The organism is Streptomyces sp. NPDC058758, from assembly GCF_042746075.1.
Classification (GTDB): domain Bacteria; phylum Actinomycetota; class Actinomycetes; order Streptomycetales; family Streptomycetaceae; genus Streptomyces.
The window spans coordinates 1-9,285 of sequence record NZ_JBHYPS010000080.1; the positions used below are offsets into that span (position 1 = coordinate 1).

The 9,285-nt window shown below is 74.7% G+C and carries 9 protein-coding genes and 1 pseudogene; 7 read left to right on the forward strand and 3 right to left on the reverse strand.

Annotated features, from left to right (window positions below; all coding sequences use genetic code 11):
* Together ACFW6A_RS38820 and ACFW6A_RS38825 are read right to left on the reverse strand one after the other, a co-directional pair.
* A pseudogene (locus tag ACFW6A_RS38820) lies at positions 1-277 on the reverse strand (fasciclin domain-containing protein); the annotation flags it as partial.
* Between the two features lie 87 nt (positions 278-364).
* The gene (locus ACFW6A_RS38825) at positions 365-1,948 is read right to left on the reverse strand and encodes a molybdopterin-dependent oxidoreductase (RefSeq protein WP_386477930.1); all 1,584 of its coding nucleotides are present in this window, start codon (positions 1,946-1,948) and stop codon (positions 365-367) included.
* Positions 1,949-2,372: 424 nt separating this feature from the next.
* On the opposite strand from ACFW6A_RS38825, the gene ACFW6A_RS38830 reads away from it, so the two are divergent.
* Positions 2,373-2,783, forward strand: coding sequence for an ATP-binding protein (locus ACFW6A_RS38830; RefSeq protein ID WP_386646592.1), 411 nt, complete (start codon positions 2,373-2,375; stop codon positions 2,781-2,783).
* A 151-nt stretch (positions 2,784-2,934) separates the two neighbouring features.
* On the opposite strand, the gene ACFW6A_RS38835 is transcribed toward ACFW6A_RS38830, so the two are convergent.
* The gene (locus ACFW6A_RS38835) at positions 2,935-3,174 is read right to left on the reverse strand and encodes a chaplin (protein WP_386646594.1); all 240 of its coding nucleotides are present in this window, start codon (positions 3,172-3,174) and stop codon (positions 2,935-2,937) included.
* A gap of 370 nt (positions 3,175-3,544) precedes the next feature.
* On the opposite strand from ACFW6A_RS38835, the gene sigK reads away from it, so the two are divergent.
* The 6 genes from sigK to ACFW6A_RS38865 form a co-directional block, all read left to right on the forward strand.
* A complete protein-coding gene (gene sigK / locus ACFW6A_RS38840; RefSeq protein ID WP_386646596.1) occupies positions 3,545-4,138 on the forward strand; it encodes an ECF RNA polymerase sigma factor SigK in 594 nt (197 codons plus the stop codon).
* Positions 4,135-4,884 (forward strand): anti-sigma factor, encoded by a 750-nt coding sequence (locus ACFW6A_RS38845; RefSeq protein ID WP_386646598.1) that lies wholly within the window; start codon positions 4,135-4,137, stop codon positions 4,882-4,884. The genes sigK and ACFW6A_RS38845 overlap by 4 nt, the downstream gene beginning before the upstream one ends.
* Before the next feature lie 181 nt (positions 4,885-5,065).
* Positions 5,066-6,334 (forward strand): FAD-dependent oxidoreductase, encoded by a 1,269-nt coding sequence (locus ACFW6A_RS38850; protein WP_351857236.1) that lies wholly within the window; start codon positions 5,066-5,068, stop codon positions 6,332-6,334.
* Positions 6,331-7,098, forward strand: a complete 768-nt coding sequence (locus ACFW6A_RS38855; protein WP_386477914.1) for a DUF1365 domain-containing protein — start codon at positions 6,331-6,333, stop codon at positions 7,096-7,098. Before ACFW6A_RS38850 ends, ACFW6A_RS38855 begins: the two co-directional genes overlap by 4 nt.
* Positions 7,095-8,432: a class I SAM-dependent methyltransferase gene (locus ACFW6A_RS38860; protein WP_386646601.1), complete on the forward strand. Its 1,338-nt coding sequence runs from the start codon at positions 7,095-7,097 to the stop codon at positions 8,430-8,432. Before ACFW6A_RS38855 ends, ACFW6A_RS38860 begins: the two co-directional genes overlap by 4 nt.
* On the forward strand, positions 8,429-9,285 hold an 857-nt coding region (locus ACFW6A_RS38865), incomplete at its 3' end, for an SAM-dependent methyltransferase (protein WP_386646603.1). The genes ACFW6A_RS38860 and ACFW6A_RS38865, both read left to right, overlap by 4 nt.

Genomic DNA, 9,285 nt, shown 5'->3' on the forward strand with positions numbered 1-9,285 from the left:
TGTTGGAGGCGGCGGTGGCGACCGGGTCCTTGGCCATGCCGTCGAAGGAGCCCGCGCCCTCCTTCGGCACCCCGGCACAGGCCGGACCGAACGGCTGGTCGCCGGTCATCGGCGCCTCGGAGGGGGTGCTCGTCTGCGTCTTCGCCTCGTCTCCGGCGGCCGCGGTGGGGGCGGCCTTGGTGTCGCTGCCGGAGTCCGAGCACGCGGCCAGGGAGAAGGGCAGCGCGACTGCGGCGGTGACGGCGATCGCGGTACGGCGGATCTTCATGCTGTTCATGGCCGGTTGCTCCTTGGTGATTCTTCTGTGAGGTGTCGGGGTGTGGGTGGTGCTGCCCGGTGCGGGCCTCGCGGCCGCCCGGGTGGTCTAGGGGACGGTGACGAAGACGCCGTGCAGGCCGCTCGCTCCGTCGGGGATGGTCCGGGTGCGCCGTTCGGTCTGGACCTGGCCGGTGCCGTCGGTGGCGCGGACGGTGAGGTTGTGTCCGCCGGGGGTGGCGTTCCAGCGGTAGGACCACTGGCGCCAGGTGTCGACGCCCGCCTGGGCGGCGAGGTCGGCGTCCTGCCAGGGCCCGTCGTCGACGCGGACCTGGACGCGGGTGATGCCGCGTCGCTGGGCCCAGGCGACGCCGGCGACGGTGACGGTGCCGGCGGCGGGGCGCGCGAAGGGTTTCGGGGTGTCGATGCGGGCCTGGGTCTTGATCGGCGCGCGGCGGGCCCACGCGCGCTTGACCCAGTAGGGGTCGTAGGCGTCGAACGTGGTGAGCTCGATGTCCTCGATCCACTTGCAGGCCGACACGTAGCCGTAGAGGCCGGGGACGAGCATGCGGACCGGGAAGCCGTGGTCGAAGGGGAGCGGTTCGCCGTTCATCCCGACCGCCAGGATGGCGTCGCGGCCGTCCATCAGGTCCTCGACGGGCGAGCCGAGCGTCATGCCGTCCACGGAGCGGGCCACCAGCTGATCCGCCCCGCCGCCCTTCGACGGTGGCCTGACGCCGGCTTCCTCCAGGAGGTCGGCGAGGGGCACGCCGAGCCAGCGGGCGTTGCCGATGTAGGGGCCGCCGACCTCGTTCGAGACGCAGGTGAGGGTGATGTCGCGTTCGACGAGCGGGCGGGCGAGGAGCTGGTCGAGGGTGTAGGTGCGGGGGCGGGCCACGCCCTTGCCGTGGAGGCGCAGCCGCCAGGTGCCGGCGTCGACCTTGGGCACGGTCAGGGCGGTGTCGACGCGGTAGAAGTCGGAGTTGGGGGTGGTGAAGGCCGTGATGCCGGGCACCTTCAGCTGGACACCGGCCGGGACGGCGGGAGCCGGGGAGGCGGGTGCGGGAAGCACCAGGTTCTCCCGGGAGGCGACGGCACCCTGGCCCTGCCGGCCGGTGAAGTAGCGGCCCAGTGCGCCGGCCGAGGTCGCGACGACCGCGGTCGCACCGGCAGCGGCGAGGAACCCGCGCCTGCTCCACGCGCCGGGGCCTGCCTGACCGTCCGGGGCGGGAAGGGGGGCGGCTCGGGCCGCCAGTACGTACAGGGCGAGGGCTCCCGCGACGGCTCCGGCGAGCGAGGGCAGTGCGTCACCGGTGCCGGTGGAGTCGGGACGGCTGAGAGCCGCGGCAGCGCCGACGATCCCGAACAGCAGCACCCCCGCGGCACCGGCGCGCCGGTGGGAGACGGCCAGGATGCCGAGGCCGACGGCGATGAGGGCGAGGATCGCGAGAATGCCCAGCTGGAGAACGATCTTGTCGTTCTCTCCGAACGCGCGGATCGCGAAGTCCTTCACCGCGGCAGGCGTCCGGTCGATCACCGCACCGCCCACCACGGTCACCGGCCCGGCGGCCGGCCGCACCAGTCCGGCCACCAGCTCGGCCACGGCCAGAGCCGTGAACGCGGCCAGGAGGCCGGCCAGTGCGCCGAGTGCGGCGCGGACGAGTCTGCTGCGGAAGCTGCTCACGTGCTGCATTCGGCGGCCCCCGCCCGGCGGATGGGTCCACCCCCCGAAAGAGTGAAATCCCTTGCCGGTGTTGCCTTACGCGGCGGGCGTGAAGGCGGCGCCGCGGCCCAGGGTCGCCGGCGCCCGGGGCGGAGCCCCTGGCGGGGCGGCACCGGTCGCCCGGGAGACGGCCGGGCCGGAGACGACCCGGACGGCCGCTCGGGAGTTCTCCCGGATTCCGGCAATCCCTCGCGGCATGCGCCACGAATCCTCACTGGAAGCAGTTCTGGACGGCCGGCCCGGCGTCAACCACTGGGTTCCCGGCCCCTGGACCGCCAGGAGACGTGGTGACGACCGGCAGCCCGCCGCGAAGTCCCCGGGACACCACGGCCCCGTGGCGCTCCCCTTCAGCCGGTTCTCCGGTCGCGAAGACCGCTCACTGCGAGGAATCGTCATGGACACCGCCACCGCTCCCCGCGGATGTCCGGCCACGCTGCACGTCCCGCTCCTCCCGGACGGACGCGCGGCCCGCCAGGCCCGCCAGGCCGCGGCACGACTCCTGACACGGGAAGCGGACGCCTGTCCCCGCGAGGTCGCCGAGGATCTCGTACTGATCGTCTCGGAGCTGGTCGGCAACGCGGTGCTCCACGCGGCCGGGCCCTACGCGCTCACCCTGAGCCTGGAGCGGGGGCGGGCGGGCATCGCCGTCAGCGACGGGACCGAGGACCCGCCGGGGAGCCACCGCCAAACGCCGCGCGGGGACCCGGGGGGCCGGGGACTGAAGATCGTCCGGGCGCTGGGGGCGGAGCTCTTCGTCAGCCGCTCCGTCCGGGGCAAACAGGTCATCGCGGTCCTCACCTGGTAGCCGGGGCAGAAGGCACGCGGTGCCGCGGGCGGCCGTGCCGACGGCCGCCCGCGGCCGACCCGCCCGGAGCACGGCACCTTCCGGGCGGGTCACCGGCCCGCGCCACCCCGTCCTGTGGGCGGCGGACCGGAGCTCTTCCCGCGGTGTTCGATCAGGCGTTGACGCAGGTGTTGCCGAAGGACGGGTTCAGCAGCCCGATCGCGCCGACGGTGTTGCCGCACGCGTCGACCGGGATGTGGACGGGAACCTGAACGAGGTTGCCCGACCCCACTCCGGGCGAGTGGGCCGCCACTCCCTGCGCACCGGCATCGGCCGATGCCATCGAGGCGCCGCCGGCGACCACCGCGCCGGCCGCCAGGGCCACCGCCAGACCGTGTCGTACACGAACCATGTGAACCACCTCCCGTGAGGGCGCTTCGGCCGAGCGACCCGCGCGGCCGGTGAGGAGATCCGGAGAACGTCGCTCCGCTCTCCTCACGCACCGTCTTCGCCGCCGTCCGCCCTCCGGCTCGGCCGCTGCGCCCGACTTCCCCCGAACGGGCTACTCAAGGGTGGCGCGGGTGACGAAGCCCACCCATCCACACGCCCGTCCGCTCCGAAGAACGGACGACACATCCACAGGTTTCGGTGACCGGGCCGCCGCCGGGCGGCCCGGCCCGATCGAGCGACGACACGAGGACCGGCATGCGATGGACGTCCCGCCCCCCGACGGCCGGCCCAGGCCGCCCCTTCGCCTTCTCACCACGACCGGAGCGGTGCGGGTGAACCAGCCCCTTCCCTTCGCCGCCGGCCGCGACCGCCGCCCCGCCCCCGGCGACCTCACCGAGGTCATGGGTGAGGTGGCGCGCGGTGACAAGCAGGCGTTCTCCGCCCTCTACGACGCCCTGGCGCCCCTGGTCTTCGGCATCGTGCTCAAAGTGGTGCGCGACCGGGCGCAGTCCGAGGAGGTCGCCCAGGAGGTCATGATCGACCTGTGGCGCCAGGCCGCCCGCTACCGGCCCGACGCCGGCAGCGTGCAGACGTGGGCGGCGACCATCGCCCACCGCCGGGCCGTGGACCGCGTCCGCTCCGCCCAGGCCGCCGCCGACCGCGAGCACGCGCAGGCGGCCCGGGAGCACACCACCGCCTTCGACGAGGTCGCCGAGCAGGTCGAGACCCGCCTGGAGTCCGAACAGGTACGCCGCTGCCTGCGCGGCCTGACCGAACTCCAGCGCCAGGCCGTGACCCTGGCCTACTACCAGGGCCTGACCTACCGTGAAGTCGCCGAGACCCTGCGCACGCCGCTTCCCACCATCAAGACACGCATGCGCGACGGACTGATCCGGCTCCGCGACTGCATGGGGGTGACCACATGAACCAGCACCGCTCCGACCTCCACGCCCTCGCCGCCGCCTACGCCCTCGACGCCCTCGACGAAGCCGAACGCAAGGACTTCGACGCCCACCTACGGGCGTGTGAGGCATGCCGTCAGGAAGCCGCCGAGTTCCGGGCGACCACGGCACGCCTGGCGGCCGCGGTCGCCCAGCCGCCGCCTCCGGCCGCCAAGGCACAGGTCCTGGCCGCCATCGAGGGCGTACGCCAACTGCCCCCGCGTACCCCCGCTCCCGGAACGGCGCCGGCCCTCGTCGGCGTCCTGCGCCGCCGGGCCGTTCCCCTGGCGCTGGCCGCCAGTGTGGCCGCGGCCGCACTGGGCGGCGTCGCGGTGTGGCAGACGCAGAACGGACGCGACCTCGAACAGCAGGCACGTCAGGCCCAGCGGCAGCTCGACGCGGTCAGCGCCGTACTGGCGGCCCCGGACGCGCGCACCGCCCACGGCAAGGCCGCGAACGGAGCCCTGACCACCGTCGTCTCCTCCGCGCGGCAGAACAGGGCCGTCTTCACCGCCGCCGGCCTGCCCGCCCCCGGAACGGGCAAGACCTACCAGCTGTGGCTCGACCACGACGGCACCATGCGCCCGGCCGGACTGATCGACCACGACGGCACCGTGCCCCTCACCGGCGACCCCGCCGGCGCGGGCGCCGTCGGGCTCACCCTCGAACCCGCCGGAGGCTCCTCCCAACCCACCACCGCCCCCCTGCTCCTGATGGCCCTGCCCGCCTGACCGGGCGCTCCGCGTCGACCGGCGACCGTGGCACGCGTCTCGCCGGTCCCACCGGCCGGACCGGTACGCCGCTTCGCCGGATCCCTCCGCCTCGCTGTTACGCATCTCACCCATCCAAAAGCCCGGCTGCTGCGAAGTACGGGTGAAACGCAGCAGCCGAGCGGCGTGTCGAGTGGCGGGAGTGGTTGTGGTGGAGCACCGGAAGGTGGCGGTGGTGGGCTCCGGGGTGGCGGGGCTGACGGCCGCCCACGTCCTGGCCTCTTCGTGCGAGGTCACCCTGTACGAGGCCGACGGGCGGCTCGGCGGACACGCCCACACCCGCGAACTGGCCGTGCCCGGTGGCGGGGTGGTGCCCGTGGACTCCGGCTTCATCGTCCACAACGAACGGACCTATCCGACCCTGCTGCGGCTCTTCGGCGAGCTGGGAATCACCACGCAGGACGCCGAGATGAGCATGTCGGTGCGGTGCGACGGCTGCGGGCTGGAGTACGCGGGCGCCCGCGGCCCGGCGGGGCTGTTCGCCTCCCGTGCCGCGCTGCGGGGCCGCCACCTGCGGCTGCTGGCGGAGGTTCCGGTCTTCCACCGCGGCGCCCGCCGCCTGCTGGCCCGTACCCCGCACTCGGGCGTCACGTTCGGGGACTTCCTGCGCGAGGGCGGGTTCTCCTCCTCCTTCGTCAGCCACTTCGCCCTCCCCCTGGTCTCCGCGGTCTGGTCCTGCCCGGCCCGCACCGCCCTGTCCTATCCCGCCGCCTACCTCTTCGCCTTCCTCGACCACCACGGCCTGCTCTCCGTCACCGGCTCCCCGCAGTGGAAGACCGTCACCGGCGGCTCCTCCGCCTACGTGGACGCCGCCGCCAAGAACATCCAGCGCGTCCGGACCTCCACCCCCGTCGGCGCCGTCCGGCGCACCGGCCGAGGCGTACTGATCACCACCGGCGACGGAACCACCGACGCCCACGACGCCGTCGTGATCGCCACCCACCCCGACCAGGCGCTGCGCATGCTCGCCGACCCCACCACGGACGAGAAACGGCTCCTGGGCGCCTTCACCTACTCCCGCAACCCCACCGTGCTGCACACCGACACCAGCGTCCTGCCCCGGTCGCCGCGCGCCCGCGCCTGCTGGAACTACCGCATGACCGGCTGCGACCCCACGTCCGAGCCCGTCCGCGTCAGTTACGACATGCGGCGGCTCCAGCGGCTGCCCGCCGGCGCCGACTACGTCGTCACCCTCGGCGGCGAGGACGGCATCGCCGCGGACCGGGTGGTGGAGCGGATGGTGTACGAGCACCCGGTGTACACCCCCACCTCGGTCGCCGCCCAGCGGGAGCTGCCCCGGCTCAACACGGCCACGACCGCGTACGCCGGGGCCTGGCACGGCTGGGGCTTCCACGAGGACGGCTGCCGCTCCGGCGTGGAGGCCGCCCGCTCCCTGGGGGTGGACTGGTGAACCGGACCGACGCCACCGCCGCGCCCACGGCGGCCGGGACGCCCGCGCTGTACGAGTGCGTGATCACGCACGTCCGCCGCACGCCGCTGCGCCACGTCCTGCGGCACCGCACCTACCTGTGGTGCGTGGATCCGGACCGGTTGCCGGTGCTGCCCCGGCCGCTGCGTCCGCTGGCCCGCTTCGACGCCCGCGACCACTTCGCCGGCACCGCCGGGTCCCTGCGCGCCGGACTCGACTCCTTCCTCGCCGCCCACGGCGTCGACCTGGAAGGCGGCCGGGTGGTGATGCTCGCGCACGCCCGCGTCTTCGGATTCGTCTTCAACCCGCTGAGCGTGTTCTGGTGCCACGACGCCTCCGGCTCCCTGGTGTGCGTGGTCGCGGAGGTCCACAACACCTACGGTCAGCGCCACTGCTACCTGCTGCGGACGGACGAGGCCGGTGAGGCGGAAGCGGACAAGGAGTTCTACGTCTCGCCGTTCTTCGCCGTCGAGGGCCGCTACCGGATGCGGCTGCCGCTGCCCGGCGAACGGCTCGGTCTGACCGTCCACCTGGAGCACGGCGGCGGCCGGGCGTTCACCGCGGCGGTCCGCGGCCGCCGCAGGCCCGCCACCGTGCCCGCCCTGCTGTCCGCCGCCGCCCGCAGGCCCTTCTCCACCGCCGCCGTCTGGGCCGGAATCCGCCGCCACGGCGTCCACCTGCTGCTGCGCGGCCTGCCCGTGCACCCCCGCCCCCGTCCCACGCCGCAGAAAGGCATGCTGCCGTGACCCGTCCCGCCCTCACCCCGCAGGCCCCCTCCCAGCCCGCGGGCCGCACCGTCGGGATCCCCCACCAGACGGTCCCGAGCAGCGGGCCCGCGGCCGTGCCGACCGCCCGCCGCGCGGACGTCGACGCCGGCCGGTGGCCCGACGTGGCGCGGCTGCCGTCGGCCGGGTCCGCCCGCACCGCCGTCGCCAGGCACTTCGTCGGCCGGGCCCTGGACCGGCTGGCCCTGACCGTGCCCGCCGCGCGGGCCCGCGCGGCGGCCCCCGGCCCGCGGCTGACGCTCCACGACCCGGAGGCCTTCCACCGCCGGATCGGCCGCCACGGGCTGATCGGCTTCGGCGAGTCCTACCTGGCCGGCGAATGGGACAGCGACGACCTGGCCGGCGTCCTGACCGTCCTCGCCTCCCACGCCGACGAGCTGGTGCCCGCTCCGCTGCGCCGGCTCCGCGGCCTGTGGGTGTCGGCCCGCCCCGTCGCCGACCGCAACACCCGCGACGGGGCCCGCGGCAACATCCAGCGCCACTACGACCTGTCCAACGACCTGTTCGCCACCTTCCTCGACCCCACCCTCACCTACTCCTCCGCCGTCTTCACCGGGTTCCCCGCCCGTTTCGAGTCCCTCACCGCCGCCCAGCACCGCAAGATCGACCGGCTCCTGGACCTCGCCGCCGTCGGCGAGGGCACCCGGCTGCTCGAGATCGGCACCGGCTGGGGCGAGCTCGCCCTGCGGGCCGCCGCCCGCGGCGCCCGCGTCACCACCCTGACCCTCTCCGCCGAGCAGGCCACCCTGGCCCGCGAGCGGATCGCCGCGGCCGGCCTCGCCGACCGGGTGGACGTCCAGCTGCGCGACTACCGCGACGCGGAAGGGCGGTACGACGCCGTCGTCAGCGTCGAGATGATCGAGGCGGTCGGCGCCGAGTACTGGCCCGCCTACTTCACGGCCCTGCGCCGCGCGCTCGCCCCCGGCGGCAGGATCGCCCTGCAGGCCATCACCATGGGCCACCGGCAGATGCTGCACACCGCCGCCACCCACACCTTCATCAGCAAGTACGTCTTCCCGGGCGGTCTGATCCCCTCCCGCGAGGCCATCGCCGCGCACTCGGCCGCCGCCGGTCTGCGCACGGTCGCCGACGACGGCTTCGGCGAGCACTACGCCGAGACCCTGCGCCTGTGGCGGGAACGGTTCACCGCCCGCCGCGGCGCCGTCACCGGCCTCGGCTTCGACCCGGTCTTCCAGCGCATGTGGGAGTTCTACCTCGCCTACTCGGAAGCCGGATTCCGCTCCCGCTACCTCGACGTCCGCCAGCTCCTCCTCACCGAAGGAACCCCCCGATGAAGTCCGCCGCCGACCGACTCGCCGACCTCCTCGGCCACTTCCTCCCGGGGCCGCTCCCCGTGCGCGTCCGGGCCTGGGACGGCAGCCTGACGGGCCCCGCCGACGCGCCCCTGGTGGTCCTCCGCTCGCCCGGCGCGCTGCGCCGCCTGGTGTGGCAGCCGGGCGAGCTCGGCCTGGCCGAGGCGTACGTCACCGGCGACCTGGACGTCGAGGGCGACCTCGCCGACGCCCTCTCCCGAGCCGGCCGCAGCGTCCGCGACCGGCCCGCGGCACGCCCCGGGCCGGCGGGCATGGCCGCGGCCACCGCCCTCGCCGTACGCCTCGGTGCCGTCGGCCCGCCCCCGAAGCGCCCCGACGGGCGGGCCCGCCTGACCGGCGGCCTGCACAGCGTCGCGCGGGACCGCGCGGGCATCAGCCACCACTACGACCTCTCCAACGACTTCTACGCGCTCCTCCTCGACGAGACCATGGCGTACTCCTGCGCCTACTGGACCCGGCCCGACGACCCGGCCTACACCCTGGCCGACGCGCAGCGCGACAAGCTCGAACTGATCTGCCGCAAACTCGGCCTGGGCCCCGGGGACCGGCTGCTCGACGTCGGCTGCGGCTGGGGCTCCCTCACCGTCCACGCGGCGCGCGCGCACAAAGCCCGCGTCACCGCGGTCACCCTGTCCCGCGCCCAGCACGAGTTCGTCACCGCGCGGGCCGCACGCGAGGGGGTGGCCGATCTCGTGGACGTCCAGCTGCGGCACTGGCGGGACATCGACGGCGGCGGCTACGACGCGGCCGCGGCCGTCGAGATGGGCGAGCACGTCGGCGACGCCGAGTACCCCGCCTTCGCCGCCAAGCTCCA